Origin of the sequence: Leptospira noguchii serovar Panama str. CZ214 (genome assembly GCF_000306255.2) — a bacterium.
GTDB classification, from domain to species: domain Bacteria; phylum Spirochaetota; class Leptospiria; order Leptospirales; family Leptospiraceae; genus Leptospira; species Leptospira noguchii.
In genome coordinates this window covers 230762-247776 of the sequence record NZ_AKWY02000021.1, presented here as the reverse complement: position 1 = coordinate 247776, position 17015 = coordinate 230762, and the positions used below count along the sequence as shown (strand labels likewise).

Sequence of the window (17015 nt, the reverse complement as noted above, 5' to 3'; positions counted from 1 at the left end):
TGTTTTCGGATTTGTCTTCTAAATTTAAAAAGATCTTAGCTATAGCGACTATTTTTGGAAACTGCAACGATCATCTGATAAATTAAACTACGGGTTTCATTTGGAATGTCATCGTAGAAAGAAATCAGAATGTCTTCCGCTTTATCGTTGGATATTTTATTCCAAAGGTAATCCCTTTTTTTCATTTTTTTGACGGTGCCTGAATTTTCGTTTAGGGAAGAATTTACTTCGGGACTTCCCTGTCCTTTAATTAACCATAGACCCGAAATACCGTGTGTAGTTTCAATATCAGCCGCGAGTTTATCTAATAAGGGACGTTTATCATTACAAATGTAACTGATGTAATTTTGGGATTTGCCGATCGAAGTTGCAAAATCTTCATCATTCATCGCTAATATATTTTTTATAGCGTAGCGAAGTCGCTTTCCCGGCGAAGAAAAATCTATATTTTCCAAAGGGATTGTGATAATTTTATTTGCCATACTCAACGTTGACTCAATTTTTAAATAGAGATCCTTTTTTATAAATTTACTAAAATATGTAATGAACGCCCTTTTTATTACAACCTTAAAAATGAATTTGGTTGTTAGAAATATGCATTTTTTGGAAAATTTCAGTAAGTCCTAATATCTTTGAATTTTAATATCTGATAGCAATCAATCACCATATAAAATGATACGTATACAAAAACTAATCGTTGTTTTGTTTTCTATAAATAAGATTTAGTGTGAATTCAAGACGATAGTCGTAATTCCTCCAATAAAATATATCAAAAGAAACGTCTTTTTAGACAAAATGTTAGGTTTTTTAAAAATGAAATAAAATAAACACATACAACTCGGACGAATGAAAATAGTACCAAAAATTAACGGCGATTTTGCGGAGATGTAGAAGTTCTCAAAAATTGCGCCTAACCTGGAATTCATAGTTTTTTGAAGGAAATCCCACATTCTAATTTTTTTAGAAGAAACAATTTATAGTATTTATCTTCATGCGCTCGAGTGTAAGACACTAAAGAAACTATTTCTAAATTTTAAAAATAAAAAAGTTAGATCAATTGATGATGAAAAAATATAACAAGTGGAACCGTTCTTTTTTTCGTGATCTATTTTTATGATTTAGTTTTATTTTCAAAATATCTGATAGAAAACTATAGAAGAGAAATTCATAGCCGATTTTAGATATGATGTTTCCATATAAAAGAGGATTATAAATATCAAATATTATAGGTTTTGATTTGGTTTATTATGTGCAGACGTTATTGTAATGTTTGGTGTTCAAATCGATTTTGAATGTTACTCAATTCTGATTCTTTTACTTAAGTATTTTGTAAGAACTTTCTGTGCCTCAAAAAACGTTACTTCTGTTTTAATGATTCAGGTAAACAGTAGAAATCCGTTTTATAGTGAAAAAGTAAAATAAATGTGGGAATTACCACAGTCACGATTTTACGAACAAATTGTAGAAACTCGTATTTTTGGAAAATTACCCCGACTTACGTTAATAAATCTTCTCAGCCCCGCTCGTCGATTTGGATTTTAATTGGAAAAATGTTAGGCGGTAAAAAAATTCAGAGTGGCGATTTTGTTAAGTTTTTACTCATAATTAGAGTTGTTGAAAAATGGAATCGTCACTTTTAGTTTCTGTTTCATGGAAACGGTCGATTGAAGTAGTTTTATTGATCGTCACTATGAAATTTTTCAACAACTCTATTATATGACAAAATACATAATATTTTGTTTTAGAATAGGGTTTTACAATAAAAATTTAAAATACTTAGTCTTATAAGGCAATCAAAGATTATTTTTTAAAAATGATTTGGGTTTGAAAATAAATTTTTCATTTAATTTCTAGGTTTTCAATTCCAGATTCTGTAAAAATTTCTTCATACTTTGAAATGAAAGGGGCTTCTTTTTCGATTCTTTCTTCGATTGCCATTGCTTTGATTTCGGATTCGTCGTAGATTCTTAAAAAGTCTCTTACGGCTAGTCTTTGAATGAGTTCATCCCAAAAAATACTATCCTGATATTCTGTGATGAGATCAGAAATATCCGTTTTTTCTTCAAATTCTCTGGTAAGATAATGAAGTTCTTCTTCCTTATCATATGCTACCAAATGAGAAGCTTCTACTGCTTTTGCATAAGATAAAATTTGTTGTTCCATATCTTCGAATGTATCGTAAGAATCCAATCTATCCGCGGCTGGTTCCTCTTCATCCAGAATGGAATGATATAAAAATCGTGTGATCGCTAGAGATTTTAATAGAGCTTGGTATTGGTCCCGAGTGAGTTCAATATTCATTACAATTCCCATTTCAGTAAGTAAGGCTTGAATTGCCAAATCTATTTCTCCATAACCGGCGTGAATCTTGATTATTCTTGCTTATATTCGGATGATATAAGTTTTTCGGATCTGCTCAAAGTTAAAATTAGAATGTAGCTTATGGATATTTTTTCAGTTTATTGATTCGTATAGAAATAGGGTATCATAAATTTTGAGTTGAACCCCAGTTTTAGAGGCAGAATTCCAATACTTTATTGTATTAGTTTTGAATAGAATAAATTCTGAGCGCTGGAAATTTCAAACCCAGTTTTAGAATATCAGATTTCTTTAAATCGTTTTCAAAATACTCAAATTTTTATAGATCCAAAATAGATTTTTCTAAATTCTTTTCGAAAAAAACTTGATTTTCTAATACATTCCTCTTAATAAACATGTAAGTTATTGCTTACCTGAGGAGGTTTCTTTCCGTTCGATTTATGATTTGAATGAAAAATTAATCCTCCTCACGAGGTAAAATTCTCTTATTTTCCAGCAAAGATGTGGAGTGTTTTTTTGGTTTTTTTCTTTTTACAGAACTTAAATTCTTTCGTTTTCAATCCAAGATTTAGATTTTTCTCTCTTTTTTTTGTGCCGTCTTTGATTCTATTTTTAGATTTAGGGCTGCGTTGGAAGATTTTGAGTCACATGGAAACCTTGCAGGTATATTATTATCTTCTTTCTTTCTTTTATTCGATTTTGATCTATTTTTTGCTCCTTTTTTCTCTTTCTCTACTGGATTCTGTTTCGAAAAAAAAGGTATATTGGATTCTTTTAATATTATCTTCTTTGTGTTATTCGGTTTGTATGATTGGTTCTTACGGTTATTTTATATATACCGGAATCATGCCGAATTTTTTTGTTTTTTCATATATCTTTCAAGAACCTTTTAATAGCTGGACGCTCCTCAGTGCTGGGCTTACGGTTTGGGTTTGGATCGTTTTCTTTTTTCTTTGGATTTTGTTGTTAGTGAGTTTAAGAATTGCTTCACAAAATTTTAAACCGGTTCGATTTGCAAAAAGTATTTATTGTAGTTTAGTTGTTGGGGTTCTTGTTCTCTCTGCTTTTTTTCATAACAATACCCGTTTTAACGATCAGATTTATGTTTCGGATGTGAATTCGATTTCATTTATCAATCGAAATTTATACAACTTAATTACCGGAGATCGACTCGGTTCTGCAGGACTGCAATCTAGAAATAGGCCTAATTTAAAAAGAGGGGCGGTTCCCTTTCGAAAAAACGTTTTGATCATTTTAAGTGAAAGTCTTCGTAGAAAGAATATGGCTCTTTACGGTTATCATAAAGATACTACTCCTTTTCTAAGTCATTGGACTCAAAACGTTTCGAAAGGTTCTGTTGTGGTTTTTCAAAAAGCTTTTTCAAATTCGAGTTCTACTTTAATTTCCGTTCCAAGTTTGTTGTCCGGCGTTTCTCCGATTCAACCTATTTCTATGACTCATAGTTTTCCTTTGTTTTGGGAATATGGTAAGGCTGCTAGTCTTTCTACTTTTTATATTTCGAGTCATAGTTTTCGTTGGAATAATTTTTCCGGTTTTTTTAGAAACGCGGGGATCGATTTTTTATGGAATAAAGAAATCAGTGGACTTAGAGTTTTCAATGATATTGGAATCGATGATCGTAAAACGATTGCCGAATTTCAAAATCACGTCAGGTCTCTTAAAAATAAAGATTCCAGATTTGCAGGAGTTTTACATTTAAATACAAACCACTTTCCGTATATCGTCCCAGAAGAGTTCGTTCATTTTCCGATTGGTAAGGATACACAAGCTCCCTATGATAATTCTGTTCGTTATCTAGATTTTCTTCTGAAAGAAGTATTCAATTTTTTGAATCAAGAAAACTTAATGGAAAATACTCTTGTAATTTTTACTTCCGATCACGGAGAAGCCCTTTTTGAACACGATTATATTGGCCATATAGAAAGTAATCATATAGAAACTTTGGCGATTCCTATGTTTTTTTTCGTGCCTAACTCTTTAAAAAATCATTTCGGAGATCGTTTAAAAAAGAATCTAAATAAGAATGTTTCTAATGCGGATTTAATCCCGACCGTTGTGGAATTGTTAGGTGTTTCCAATCAATCAGATGTAAAAGGTTATCTTTCTAAATTAGAAGGACGTTCTCTTTTTTCCGATTTGACCGAGGACCGTCGTATTTTTATCGCAAATAATAACGAAACTTCTCTTTATCGAGTTGGGATGAGTTATATCAAAGGGAACTTACATTATATGCTTCGTCTCAATTCGTTTCCTCCCGATGAAGAGGCCTATAATATTCAAACAGATCCTTATGAGAAAGAGAATCTCTGGCCTGTTCTGAATTTAGAAAAAAAGAGAGAAATTCGTAAACAGTTAGATGAATGTAGTCTTTGTTACGACTTATATTCTGCTTCCGGAATTAAACTCTAAAGATTAAAAATACATCCAGAGGTTGGCCGAACCAGTGGAAGTTGAAATTGTAAATTAGAGTTGTTGAAAAATGAATCTCCATCGGTTCCCGTTTTATAGAAACGGTCGACTGAAGTAATTTTGTTAATCTGAACTATGGAATTATTTAACAACTTTATTTATGTTCTCGTAAAATATAATATTTGTATTATTTTAAAACATTCAATAAACATTGTATTTTGAAAATTTGATGTATCAAATGATTATGTAGGGACGTTTGTTGATATTCGTTTTGAACATATATATGAATTTATTTTCGCGCAAATGATTTGAATTTTGTCTGTATGGATCCAAGTGACGGCCTTCTGTTTTGTGCAGTGGCTTTAGGGGAATAGGCTTTTTGTAGTTAATGATTTTTATATATTCTGTTTTTATTTTTTATAAAACTTATCTGAAATTAGGATCTTTACTTTAATAATTCAAAGTGACATGAAGTAATGTAGTAAAACAGAATATTTTATTTATTGTATGTTGTATTGAATCCAATGTTGCTTTTACGGTTGCAGCATATTACTTTGATCCTGCCGTTTTTATTTTCTTTCGGGAATTGTTTTGGAAGTGGTATATTCTAAAAACTTGATGCACTGAGTGGGCTTTATGGTTTTAGGCTGTATTTCTGAATTCTATAAAATTAAATATTTAAACGTTTATCACAAAGTGCTGTTTTAAGTAAGTTCGGTATAATCTGCTTCGAAAGCGATTGAAGCGTGGGAAAACTCAGCGTCCCACTTTCCTGAACTCAATGCATCGCTTCCTGGATGCCGATCCTTAGAGAGGCATTTGCTGAGTTTCCTGGGTCGCTCTGCAGGTCGTTCGAAGTAACTCGTGTTCTATAATAGAGTTGTTGAAAAATTAGTAATTAAAACGTTTATTAAAAAATAAATGAAGGTTCCAAAGCCCTGCGGCTAAAACAAAAACGAGATGTTTAAAGTCTTTTCTAAAACATCTAATGACATCCGATGTAATTCTAAATCTTTTAATACCGGCAAAAGCATTTTCTACGAAAATCCTTTTTTTACTAATTCTTGTATTCTTTGCTTTTTGTGTAGCGGTAAGTTCTCTTTTCTTAGGTTTCTTTTTCGGTTTGATAATATTCACTTTTTTTGATGTCTTTTCAATTCCTTCAAAACCGGAGTCAAGGATACATACCACATCTTTAGGAATCGCAGAAGTAATCATCGTATTCTCCGCAACTTTAAGATCGTGCGTTTTACCAGATATCGTGTTCGATAAGAATAAGATTGCTTTATCTTTATTTGTCAAAATTAAGTTTTTAATCGTATGTCTTTTCTTTTTCCAGAGTAGAATTCTTTTTGTAAATCCTTACCTGTTGGCCTTCTGATGGGCCTTTCTGTTCCATCTATGATTACATACTTCAGTTTTTTTAACTTCTTCAACTTTTTTTTGAGATCGGAAATTTCATTTGCGGGAAGAGTATTCATTGAACCAAGTGAAAGAAATAAAACTTCCGCCAAAAGCTTTACCAACTTACAAGCAGTAGTCCTATCCATTTTAAATACCGCTCCCAAGACGTCGTAGGTCGGATAAGTTTTTAGATAAAAAAGAATAAAAAATAAATTCTCTTCTATATCCTGTAAGATTGATTTTCTACCTTTGGTAAAATTATGTTTTATTTCTTCTTTCAAAGATAAATACGCAAGGCCAAAGGGTACGCAGAGTGTTTTGAATTCTTGATGGGAGACACCAAGCAAGGCTTGCGACATTCTAAGATTCTTTAAAACTTTTTCTTTCGATATCATTACACATAGAGTTGTATCTTCAGGTATCGGTACAAGAATTTTACCAATTTTTCAACAACTCTAATGAATTATAACTAAAGACGAAACATTACGTTTTTTTCATGCAATTTATTAACTGTGACTGAAAGCGCGGTTGGGATACTGATTTCCCCGGTTTTTTACGCTGAATTTACAGGATTGATTGGATTTGGTTTTTTATTATGTAGTTCTGAGTAAAAGTAAGAGTTCCCTATCAGTTTAATATGCTAATATTCAAGAAAATAGATTTTAAATTGTGGGGAACCTTATAAATCAATGTCTTTTATAAATCGATTGGTTTAGGTTTTACTCATGGAATTGTGTTAGGAGATATTATTTTTTGTAGTTCTGTATCCGAAGGAAAAACTATATTTCGATTTAATAATTCGTAGCTTAGATTCAAGTAAGCTTTTGCTTTTTTACTCATTTCTTCACAAACTGCGGGGGCCTTATCGCAGAAATTATTTTTTTCTCTAGGAGGATTGATATTGTAAGAAAGATCTTCCTTTCCATCAAAAAATCTGAGATAAAAAAGTTCTTTTTCGATCCACCCAAATAAGTTTCCGTATGCGAAATAAGCGGTTTGAGTTCTTTCCGGGGCTAACAGGTTTCTGCCCATCGCAGAAAAATAGGCTTTTTTTCCTACAAGTCCTAAAATTGTCGGGATAATGTCTAATTGAGAAGCTATGGTTTCGTCTAATGCTGGTTCTATTTTTCCGGGAGCATAGATTAAAAAAGGTACATTTCTATCTTCGTAGTAATCTAAATATCTATGGTGAGTATGATCCGCCACAAAAACGAAAATTGTATTTTTGAAATATCCAGATTTTTCTGCCTGAGTGATAAAGTTATGAACGGCCCAATCCGCATAGTTGTAGACGTTTAAGAAATCATAGTCTCTTGTAGAAGGATCAAAAATTCTAAATTTTTCCGAAGGGGTTCTATAAGGATAATGAGTAGTTAGCGTCAGAGCTAAACCTAAGATTGGTTTTTTGGAAGTTGAAATCCGCTCATGCAATAATTGTAATACATCTGCGTCGTCGTACCCCCAAGCCCCTAATTTAAATCTTCCTAATTTTGTAATTTCCTTTTCTCCGAGTACTGTATCAAAACCCCAATGAGGCATTAACGTGCTTTTATTATCAAAACTCAGATCACCTCCCGTCACAAAATACGTATCATAACCCATTCTTTTGAATATGTTTCCGATTCCGGAAAAATTTCCTAAAACCTGATGTGTTCTTACAACGGTCAATCCGGGTCGATCTGGAATTCCGGTAAGTATAGACATCATTCCGTTAGTTGTTCTTCCTCCCGAAGCGATGAAACGATTATAAAATCTTCCTTTTTTTAAAAGTTGGTTGAAATACGGAGTGATCTCTTTTCCTTCCACGAGTCCGTTCGAAATGGGGTTGATAAATTTTCCAGTCCAGTTTTCCAACATAATTAATACTACGTTAGGCGGTGTTCCTGGATTGGTTTCTTTTTGAACTCGTAAAATCGGATATTTATCGCTGATAAATTCCGCGCTCGCATAGGCGGTTTCTTTTCGTACAATTGCGATCGCTTCTTGTGTTTCCAACTTGAGGAATTTAGGAATTGACTGGCTTTTTAAATCCATGATCGAAGTAAATACTCCGTTCAATGCAATGTTGTTTACAAAGTTATTTCCGGAAACAATTGCGTTAGTTGCTCTTATAGGTGATTCTTGGATTCCTCCTCGGATTGCAATGATCGTTATAATCAATACGAGTACAATTTGGATGGTTGTAGATTTCCAGGATTCTTTTTGATAGCGATACGGATTGTATTTGAGAAATAACCAAGTAGATAACGGAAGAAAGACGAGTAGAAATACAACCCCTATTAAAAATGTAATCGTGTTTTGTTCTAATGCAGATTTAAGAATTACGCCCAGGTCCTTTCCGAGAAATACAAATCCTTCGTAACCTATATGTTTGTTTGCGTTTTCAAAATAGATGATGTCTGCAATCAGATGTGCTATCATCCAAATTCCTAAAAGTAGAGGAGTGTATCCCCAAAAAAAACGATATAACTTAAATCGATTGAAGTAGGGCAAGACGGAAAGGAATGCAAATAATCCGAGTATCATTCCGATTACTACTAGATCAAAACGAAAACCTAATAGAAATGCATATGCAAACTCTTGAAAAGGAACTCCTTGAAGTCTATAAGAGTAGACCACAAGAAACGAGATCTTATAAACTAGAAGTATAAAAGCAAAGTAGAGAACATAACCTAAGATAAGTTTAAAGTGGGATGGCAAACGTTGAAACATTCTGACTCTTTTTTAAATAGGATAGGAATTAAAAATTTGAACTCTCAAAACTATACTAGGCTGAAATGAAGCCGAAGGCTCAAGTCAAAAATAATTAAAAATAAGGTTTAGTTTTATAAAGTTATCGTTTTGATTTTTAATTTAAAAATTTAGTAAGATTGAAAATTTCAAAGTAAAAGTAAAACTTAAGTTTTGCAATTCAGTTTCAGTAATTGTAGTATTGTATTATGAATTGTGTGATTTAAGTGAGTTGGTTATATTCAATTAGAATGTGGTAAATGTTTTTAAAGATTTTTGATTCGTTTGTCTGGAACTTTGTTGGGATTGTAAGAAGTGAGCTTGAGTTGATCAAAAGTGGTTTGTCTTTTAAAAATTCAATGACGCAAGTATCATTTGCGGTAGATTCACGTTATCTAAAAAATTAAAAAATTTGAATCTTGACAAATTTCCTGGTGTAAAATTATAAGTGAGTGATCACTCACTATGAACTCACCAAATCAAGAAATACATGAAAGTATCGAGTTGGATTCAAACTGGCCCGAAGGACAAAAGAAAATCTTTTTTGCGGCGATTGAAATTTTCGCCCAAAAAGGTTTTTCTGCAGCGACCACGATAGAAATTTCTAAAAAAGCAGGCGTTGCGGAAGGACTGATCTTTAAACACTTTAAAAGTAAAAAAGAACTTCTTTTAAGATTGGTTTCCCCTATTTTAGAAAAGTTTTTTGCCCCGCTTACTCTCAAAAGACTACAAACAATGGTCTTTTCACAAAAGTTTACTTCTCTTGAACAATTTTTAACGGCTATTTTTGAAGAAAGAATTGGGTTTGTTCGAAGTAATAAAAATCTAATGCGAATTATTCTTCAAGAAGCTTTTGTCACTTTAGAAGTTCGAAGTCTTTTAGAACGAGTCTTTAGACAGAGGCTGGCCCCTTTGGTTCAAGAACATCTTAAAAAATTTCAAGACGCAGGAATGATTTCCAAAGAAATTCCGATCAGTAGCGCGTTTCGTTTGGTTGCGGTGAATCTCGCTGGATTTGTTTTACTTACGGAAATTTTTTATCCACCTAAACCAGAAGAAGACGGCTGGGATCAAGAAGTAGAATTAAAAAGAACAATTGAGTTTATTGCAAATGGACTGGCTCCTAAAATTCAAGAGGCCGCTCCGGTTTTAAAATCTCAACCTAAGAAAAAACAAACCGTTCGTAAAACTAAAACTACGACTAAGGTAAAAAAGAAAAAGAAGAGATCTTAAAATCGCAATCGATTTTGATCGGGAGTTTTTATGAATGTTTTTATCAGTAAAATAAAATATTGGTTTGCGGTTTATAGATCTCTACGTCTTGTGTTTCGGATTCTTTTACCTTTGATTCCGTTTTTAGTTTTGTTTTTATCTTTATCTATGAAAGGTAAAAAGAAAGTGGATGATGTAGCGGTTATCGGTCCGATTGCGGAGAAAGCCTACGGACTTGGAACCGTTCATTCCTTAGATACGTTTCGATTTAGAGTCGGAGTTCCTACTAAAATTACAAAGGTTTACGTTTTAGAAGGAGATGAAGTCCTTCCTAATCAGAGTTTACTTCAGTTAGAAGGATCTACGATCGTTCGTTCTCCAATTCACGGGATCGTTTCCGAAGTCGGTTATCATGAAGGAGAAGTTGCGTTTCAAAATTTTCTAGCAATTGAAGTTTTAGGAGTTGGTTCTAAATATCTAATTGTTGCTCTTGACGAACAAATTCTTCTTTCGATTCGTAAAGACCAAAACGCATTGATTCGTTTTGAAGGAAAACCGAACGAAATAATTCAAGGACGGGTTCGAGGAACTTTTTCCCACGCAGGACAATTTTTTGCGAGGATCGAAGTGACTCATTTTCCCGAAGGGGTTTTGCCCGGAATGACCGCTGACGTGGCGATAGAAATTGGCAAAAAAGAAAATGTGGTTCTGATTCCTAGAAAATACGAAAAGAAACAGAAAGTTATAATATTCAGAAATGGTAAATCAGTTTCAGTTCCCTTTAAACCTGGATTAAAATCGGAACAGTTTGTAGAGGTAAGGGACGGAGATATACAAGCCGGGGATAAACTTTCGGAGGTTCCGTAATGTGGTTTATCGCGATCAGACAAATGTTAGTCAGAGGAAAACAAACTCTGACTACACTTTCCGGAATTGTTTTGGGAACGGCAGCTTTTATCATCATATCCGGAGTTCTTCTTGGATTTAGAGGTTATCTAGTCGATCAGTTGATCAATTCTGATTGCCACATTCGGATTAGTTCCAGACAGGAAATCATTCAACCCGATTCTATGGACGATTTATTTCCTGGGGAAAATGTGTTTTGGATTTCTCCACCTTCTGGAAAACGAGGTTCTAATCATTTAAACAACGCAAGCCTTTGGTATGAAAAATTAGAACAAGATAAAGAAGTAGAAGCGTATTCTCCTCAAGTGAGCGGAAGAATTTTTCTTTTTTCTGGTTCTAATCAAGAGGCGGGAAAAATTATAGGGATCATTCCATCCAGACAAACTTTAATTACTCCTCTTTCGGATTATATCATCGAGGGAAGTGTAGAATCTCTTTCGGCGGGAAATCGAATTGTTTTAGGAGACGGACTTGCAAAACTTCTCGGACTTGGATTGAATAAAACGGTCTGGTTGACTTCGGGACTTCAGGAGAAAACTCCGTTTCGAATTTCTGGAATTTTTCGTTCCGGAAATAAGGCTTTGGATGACGGAATCGCCTACGGACTGTTATCCGAAGTTCAACTTTTGACGACTCAGTCTGGGATGATTACCGATATAGCCGTTCGTCTTAAGGACGTAAATCTTTCTCTTCAAAAAGCAGGAGAATGGAAAAGTATCAGCGACGATAAAATTCTAAGTTGGGAAGAGGCAAATTCCAATTTTTTTGCGATCTTTAAGTTACAGGATGCGATCCGTTACTCTATGACCGCTGCGATTTTAACAGTTGCAGGATTTGGAATATATAATATTTTGAATGTAATTATTAATCAGAAAAAAAGAGAGATAGCGATCCTTCGTTCTATAGGTTATAGGCCGAACGAAGTTTTGACTATTTTCCTTTTGCAAGGGTTGATTCTTGGAATTTCAGGCGGTTTGATTGGATTGTTGGTGGGTTTTTTAGTCTGTTTAAGAATTGAATCTCTTCCTTTTACTAACCCTCTTTTTTCGGCAGGCGCCGGAAATATGGTAATTTCTTTTGCTCCGGCGATTTATATACAGGCGTTTACACAATCTATGGCAGCTACCTTGATTGCTAGTTGGATTCCAGCACGATCCGCCGGAAAACTTTCTCCGATCGAAATTATACGTGGAGAATAAGATGCAAGCCGTAATCAATGATTCCGGAATTTCCGTAAGTGATCTTAGAAAAACTTTTGGTAATTCCGAAATTATCAAAGGTGTTACACTTGATATAGAGGACGGGGATTATGTTTCTCTTACTGGAAAATCAGGTTCTGGAAAAAGTACTTTATTGTATATGATCAGTTCTCTAGATCCTCCTACTTCCGGGACGATCGAAATAGACGGAAAAAATATTTATAGAATGAATGAAGAGGAAATCCACGAGTTTAGAAATAAAAGGATGGGTTTTATATTCCAATTTCATTATCTATTACCTGAATTTACTGCGATCGAAAACGTATTGATGCCTGCAAGAAAAGCAGGACTTTTAAAAGAATATCAGAGTTACGCGGAACATCTTTTAGAAGAATTTGATTTAAAAGACCGGATGAATTATAGGATCAATCGTTTGTCCGGAGGTCAGGCGCAGAGAGTAGCAATTGCACGCGCGCTTGTAATGAATCCTAAATATATTTTTGCGGATGAACCAACCGGAGCCTTGGATTCAACAAATACAAAAGTAGTTATGAATATTCTCGAAAAAGTAAATCGGGAAATCAAAACTACCATCCTTGTGGTAACTCACGATCCAGACTTTGCTTCTAAAACAAAAAGACAGATTCATCTTGTGGACGGAAGGGTCGTTTCTTTAAAAGAGTTTGAAACGATTAAAAAAAGCACAAAGACGGCTCGTTAGAATCCTACAATAGAAAAAATTTTCAGATAGGCTTTCTAAGTCTAACCTTTGATTCTATGTTTTATGCGTTGGAATTTTCCAAAGTTTAAAGCTGGTCTGCCTAGAAGGTGGGAATATATACTTCCGACTGGGTCTTTTAAAGAAACCGATAGAATTACTAAAGAAATTATTTCCAATTCTTATCTTCCCAAAACTCAAATTCCTCTTTTGAAAACTCAACACGGAAAAATTTTACTCGAAAACGCTAACTTCAGACAAGCACTTGAACTTTTAGTGAGAATTCCTTGGGTGAGAGATTTTCGATTGAATTTGGGAATGTTCCCGTTTAAAAAATCTTTTAATTTTGAAGGGTTTGAAAACGCATTAAGAAAATCGAATATTCTTCCGGAAGAGTGGGGACTTCGATTTCGTTCCCAAGTTAAAGTACAAAATCAATGGGCTTCTGGAGATGATTTACGAGCGCTTTGGGAATCAAGTTTTCCATTGTCTTCCGGAATTTCAACGACGGAACTGAGCGCACTTCTTATAGAAAACGAAATTGTTTTGAATATCAGCCTTTCTGGAGAACCTCTTAATCAAAGGGGAAATTTTATACCTCTTTCTAAATCCGCTCCGATTCGGGAAGATCTTGCCAGATTTATAATCCAAAAACTGCATTCTATTCTTCCCAATCCGGATGGGATTTTTGTTCCGTTTGCTGGAACTGGAACTTTTGTACGCGAGGCTGTGGATTCTGTTTTGGGAATTGGTTTTACTCATTATATTAGAAATTATTTATTTCAAGACATGGAGGAATTTCCAAGTGCGACTTGGGATTTTTTAAAAAAGAAAACTCTAAAAAATTCTTTGGAAAGTCCAATCGGGGTCTGGTGGAACGAGTTAGAAGATGATATTTTTGAATATTCTAAAAATAGAATAAAACAGTATCAAGATTTTTTAAATAATTTAGGTTTTGCTGATTCTTTTCGTTTTACCCAAAATAAAGGTGATTTTTTTAGTTTTTCTGCCGAAGATATTTGGAAAGTTTCTGGAAAGTGTAGGCGAGTTTGGATGTTACTGAATCCTCCATATGGACTTAGATTAGAAAAAGGTTCTTCGATCGGATTTTATAGAAAATTGGGGGAAAGGCTCAAACATTGGTGGGAACTTCCCTGTGAATTAAGCGGTTTAATACTTTGTCCAGATGAAGATTGTTGGTCCGTTTTGATTCGTAATATGGGAATTAAGACGGATACGATTCATGTAACTCATGGTGGTTTAGATCTTAGAGTTGTTTATTTTTAAAGACTCTGGTTGATTGTAAAAAGGATTTCTAAATAAATGAATATTAGAGTTGTTTAAAAATTCCATAGTCTAGATAAACAAACTTCTTCAATTGAACGCTTCCATAAAACAAAGATGAGTGGAGAATTAATTTTTCAACAATTCTATTAAAATTCAATATACTGCTGAACTCTATAAAATTGAGTGTCATAATTTTTTGATACAAAATCCTACTTAATGCGAGTTCGGCGTAAAAAATAGAGATTCGCTCGCGATCAAACTCAATTCTGCTTTTTGAATTTAATGGAACGAATTGTTTGAGTAACTAAATCTTAATAATTGCTTTTGTATTGGTAATTACGTTATTTAGGTTAAAATATTAGTATTATTTAATATATTTCTTAAGTAAAAAATTGAAGAATCAATCAGGATTTGAATATTCTGAAAATAGAGTAAACGGGGCAAGATCAGATTCAAAAAAAATTCTGCTCAAAAAAGTAAAAAACAATCCGATCCCGAAATATAATCCCATTGGAATTGGAGTTTTACGAATACTTTTTCCTTTTTCTCTGAGTATAACTGTGAATAAAATTGCAGGAATGTAAGAAGCGTTTAAAAAAAACATCCACCAGGGGTGACCCGCAAGAAAAGCATAAACGGGTGCAAATAAAACGTCTCCGAATCCGATTCCTCCCGGAAAGAAAAAAAATAAAACCAAAAACGTAAATAAAAAACCGACTAACACAAATAAGCTGTTTATTCCAGGAAGTTTACCGTCCAAAAGAAAAATAGACATAACTCCAAAACATAAAATCCAGGGAAGATTTTCGTAATCCAAGGAAAAGTGAAATGCGTCTGTCAAACAAGAGATCAGAAGATGCCCACATAAAAAAAGAAATATAAAACTAAATGGAATATTTTTTGTTATAATAAAACAAAAGACAAAAATACAAACGAATAAAAATTCGATCAAAGGAAACAAAATAGGGATTTTTACATTACAATACTTGCATGTACCTTTGGAGATAAAAAAGCCAATTACCGGAAGTAATTCCGGATAACGTATTATATTACCACAGTGGTCGCAAGAACTAGGTCTGGTAAAGATGTATTTCCATTTTTTGGAAAATGAAAATGATTTTCTTGTTTTTCCATAATATATTTCTAAAATTCTAAAACCTAAAGTAACATAAAAACTTCCCAGGGAAGCCGCTCCTAAACTTCCGAAACCAAGAATGGTCCAAAAGAATATATAATCAGGCAAGATCGACAAGTGCCGAGATTCCTCGTTTTAGATTTTCCCATTCGGATGCAAAACTGATTCGGATGTAATTTTTAGAATTGGTAAAAATATAACCGGGAACTAAAATCAATTCTTTCTCTTTGACCGCTTTTAGTATAAAGTCTTCGTCCTTTTCCTTGATTTTGATAAAAAAGTAGAACGCACCTTCACTTTTTGCGACTTCGTAATGGTCTTTTAAAGATTCAAAAACGAAATCTCTTTTTTCTTTGTAGTCTGCAATGTAGGAATTCATATCGGTTTTTAGGGCTTCAATTCCCATCCACTGAGTTACAGAAGGAGCACATACTAAAGTGTATTGTTGTAGAGTAGTTAATATTTTTGTAATATATTCTGGAGCGAGTATAGAAGCCAAACGAAGTCCGGTCATACTGTATGTTTTAGAAAAACCCGAAAGTGTAATTGTCTTTTCGTAAAAAGATCCGACCGAAATAAATTTTTTATCATAGTCGAATTTTTCGTAAATTTCGTCCGAAATCAGATAAGCCCCCGTTTTTTCGGCAAGTTCAGCGAGAGCTTCTAGTTGTTTTTTAGAAAGAATTTTTCCAGTAGGATTGGAAGGAGAAGAATAGATAATGATCTTAAGTTTTTTATTTGCAAATTCCTTTAACTCTTCCGGTTCAAAGGACTCGTGAATCGAATTCATCTTACCTCCGTAAATTTTAATGTAGGCAGGATACATCAAAAAGTGAGGAGTTACTACCAAACATTCATCTCCTTCGTTTAACAATGCGTTGAATAAAAGAAGAAACGCAGAGCTGATTCCAGATGTGACTAAAATTCTTTCGGGCTTTGCGTAGGAAATCCCATTTTCATTTTTATATTTTTCGGAAAGTGCACTTTTTAATTCCGGAATTCCTCCGGTAAGAGTGTAGGCGGTTTTACCTTCTTTCAAAGCCTTTGATCCGGCCTCTATGATATTAGAAGGACAGGGAAAATGAGGTTGTCCTATGGAAAGATTGATTGGGTTTTTCAGTGTTCCTGCAAGTTCAAAAGCTTTGCGAATTGCGGAAGTATCCAGACCTTGGATACGATTAGCTAAAATATATTCTAACATACGAATAACTGATAACAGAAGATAGGTCTGGTAGTCAATGTTTTATATAAAATTAGAGATCTAAGTGTAGTTTAACGATATTACTTTTGAGAATCGATAAACTCTAGAATTACCTTATATTCAGATTTTTACAGAAGACTAAATTTGAATCAAATTCATAAAAATATATCTGTTGAAATTTTTATTTATAGTAGAACTCAAAAATAAAAATCATTTACACTTTTGCAGATCATAAGATATAACTTAATAATAAAATTGGAATGTATTTTTTCTGTTTGTAGTCTGTATGGATCATCAATTAGAAGTTATTCTAAAAATACTGAATTTTTGTTTAAAAAGTGATAGAGTGTTATTTGGAATATTTTTGAGAAAAATCTTTTTTAGTTATGATACCGATTTTAAATTTATCCTTTAAATTGTTTAATAGAATGTGATCATAGGGCATAACTTTCCCGTCTGTTCTTTATGTTTGGT

The 17015-nt window shown here is 33.5% G+C and carries 13 protein-coding genes; 6 read left to right on the top strand and 7 right to left on the bottom strand.

The window, feature by feature from the left end:
• Nucleotides 1-35: 35 nt before the first annotated feature.
• Both LEP1GSC059_RS11420 and LEP1GSC059_RS11405 read right to left on the bottom strand, forming a co-directional pair.
• Complete coding sequence (locus LEP1GSC059_RS11420; protein ID WP_001284494.1) at nt 36-482, bottom strand: transcriptional regulator; 447 nt, start codon at nt 480-482, stop codon at nt 36-38.
• Nucleotides 483-1839: 1357 nt separating this feature from the next.
• Entirely contained in the window at nt 1840-2340 is a 501-nt protein-coding gene (locus tag LEP1GSC059_RS11405; RefSeq protein WP_002177196.1) for a hypothetical protein, read from the bottom strand.
• 495 nt (nt 2341-2835) lie between these two features.
• Here LEP1GSC059_RS11405 and LEP1GSC059_RS11400 point away from each other — a divergent pair, with 495 nt between their 5' ends.
• The gene (locus LEP1GSC059_RS11400) at nt 2836-4749 is read left to right on the top strand and encodes a phosphoethanolamine transferase family protein (RefSeq protein WP_020980814.1); all 1914 of its coding nucleotides are present in this window, start codon (nt 2836-2838) and stop codon (nt 4747-4749) included.
• 891 nt (nt 4750-5640) lie between these two features.
• Here the strand turns inward: LEP1GSC059_RS11400 and LEP1GSC059_RS11390 are convergent.
• From LEP1GSC059_RS11390 to LEP1GSC059_RS11380, 3 genes are all read right to left on the bottom strand, one after another.
• Nucleotides 5641-6051 carry a transposase family protein gene (locus LEP1GSC059_RS11390; RefSeq protein ID WP_017214311.1) on the bottom strand — a complete coding sequence of 137 codons (411 nt, stop codon included), beginning with the start codon at nt 6049-6051 and terminating at the stop codon, nt 5641-5643.
• A gap of 2 nt (nt 6052-6053) precedes the next feature.
• The gene (locus LEP1GSC059_RS23040) at nt 6054-6548 is read right to left on the bottom strand and encodes a helix-turn-helix domain-containing protein (RefSeq protein WP_020980745.1); all 495 of its coding nucleotides are present in this window, start codon (nt 6546-6548) and stop codon (nt 6054-6056) included.
• A 328-nt stretch (nt 6549-6876) separates the two neighbouring features.
• Nucleotides 6877-8865 carry an LTA synthase family protein gene (locus LEP1GSC059_RS11380; RefSeq protein WP_020980840.1) on the bottom strand — a complete coding sequence of 663 codons (1989 nt, stop codon included), beginning with the start codon at nt 8863-8865 and terminating at the stop codon, nt 6877-6879.
• Nucleotides 8866-9348: 483 nt separating this feature from the next.
• On the opposite strand from LEP1GSC059_RS11380, the gene LEP1GSC059_RS11375 reads away from it, so the two are divergent.
• The 5 genes from LEP1GSC059_RS11375 to LEP1GSC059_RS11355 all read left to right on the top strand — a co-directional run bounded on the left by LEP1GSC059_RS11375 (nt 9349) and on the right by LEP1GSC059_RS11355 (nt 14205).
• Nucleotides 9349-10116, top strand: a complete 768-nt coding sequence (locus tag LEP1GSC059_RS11375) for a TetR/AcrR family transcriptional regulator (RefSeq protein ID WP_002177223.1) — start codon at nt 9349-9351, stop codon at nt 10114-10116.
• A 30-nt stretch (nt 10117-10146) separates the two neighbouring features.
• Nucleotides 10147-10962: an efflux RND transporter periplasmic adaptor subunit gene (locus tag LEP1GSC059_RS11370; protein WP_017215777.1), complete on the top strand. Its 816-nt coding sequence runs from the start codon at nt 10147-10149 to the stop codon at nt 10960-10962.
• On the top strand, nt 10962-12200 hold the full coding sequence (locus LEP1GSC059_RS11365) for an ABC transporter permease (protein ID WP_002177162.1): 1239 nt from the start codon (nt 10962-10964) through the stop codon (nt 12198-12200). Before LEP1GSC059_RS11370 ends, LEP1GSC059_RS11365 begins: the two co-directional genes overlap by 1 nt.
• Before the next feature lies 1 nt (nt 12201).
• The gene (locus LEP1GSC059_RS11360) at nt 12202-12921 is read left to right on the top strand and encodes an ABC transporter ATP-binding protein (protein ID WP_002177150.1); all 720 of its coding nucleotides are present in this window, start codon (nt 12202-12204) and stop codon (nt 12919-12921) included.
• Nucleotides 12922-12984: 63 nt separating this feature from the next.
• Nucleotides 12985-14205 carry a hypothetical protein gene (locus tag LEP1GSC059_RS11355; protein WP_002177141.1) on the top strand — a complete coding sequence of 407 codons (1221 nt, stop codon included), beginning with the start codon at nt 12985-12987 and terminating at the stop codon, nt 14203-14205.
• A 400-nt stretch (nt 14206-14605) separates the two neighbouring features.
• Here LEP1GSC059_RS11355 and LEP1GSC059_RS11350 read toward each other — a convergent pair whose 3' ends face one another.
• Nucleotides 14606-15457 carry an A24 family peptidase gene (locus LEP1GSC059_RS11350; RefSeq protein WP_020980845.1) on the bottom strand — a complete coding sequence of 284 codons (852 nt, stop codon included), beginning with the start codon at nt 15455-15457 and terminating at the stop codon, nt 14606-14608.
• Nucleotides 15441-16541 (bottom strand): pyridoxal phosphate-dependent aminotransferase, encoded by a 1101-nt coding sequence (locus LEP1GSC059_RS11345; protein ID WP_017215776.1) that lies wholly within the window; start codon nt 16539-16541, stop codon nt 15441-15443. The genes LEP1GSC059_RS11350 and LEP1GSC059_RS11345 overlap by 17 nt, the downstream gene beginning before the upstream one ends.
• Nucleotides 16542-17015: the final 474 nt, after the last annotated feature.

Excerpts from the sequence above, each read along its gene's own strand:
- LEP1GSC059_RS11420 (WP_001284494.1), bottom strand. The coding sequence starts at position 482 with ATGGCAAATAAAATTATCACAATCCCTTTGGAAAATATAGATTTTTCT.
- LEP1GSC059_RS11345 (WP_017215776.1), bottom strand. The coding sequence starts at position 16,541 with ATGTTAGAATATATTTTAGCTAATCGTATCCAAGGTCTGGATACTTCC.
- LEP1GSC059_RS23040 (WP_020980745.1), bottom strand. The coding sequence starts at position 6,548 with ATGATATCGAAAGAAAAAGTTTTAAAGAATCTTAGAATGTCGCAAGCC.
- LEP1GSC059_RS11365 (WP_002177162.1), top strand. The coding sequence starts at position 10,962 with ATGTGGTTTATCGCGATCAGACAAATGTTAGTCAGAGGAAAACAAACT.
- LEP1GSC059_RS11355 (WP_002177141.1), top strand. The coding sequence starts at position 12,985 with ATGCGTTGGAATTTTCCAAAGTTTAAAGCTGGTCTGCCTAGAAGGTGG.
- LEP1GSC059_RS11370 (WP_017215777.1), top strand. The coding sequence starts at position 10,147 with ATGAATGTTTTTATCAGTAAAATAAAATATTGGTTTGCGGTTTATAGA.
- LEP1GSC059_RS11380 (WP_020980840.1), bottom strand. The coding sequence starts at position 8,865 with ATGTTTCAACGTTTGCCATCCCACTTTAAACTTATCTTAGGTTATGTT.
- LEP1GSC059_RS11375 (WP_002177223.1), top strand. The coding sequence starts at position 9,349 with ATGAACTCACCAAATCAAGAAATACATGAAAGTATCGAGTTGGATTCA.
- LEP1GSC059_RS11360 (WP_002177150.1), top strand. The coding sequence starts at position 12,202 with ATGCAAGCCGTAATCAATGATTCCGGAATTTCCGTAAGTGATCTTAGA.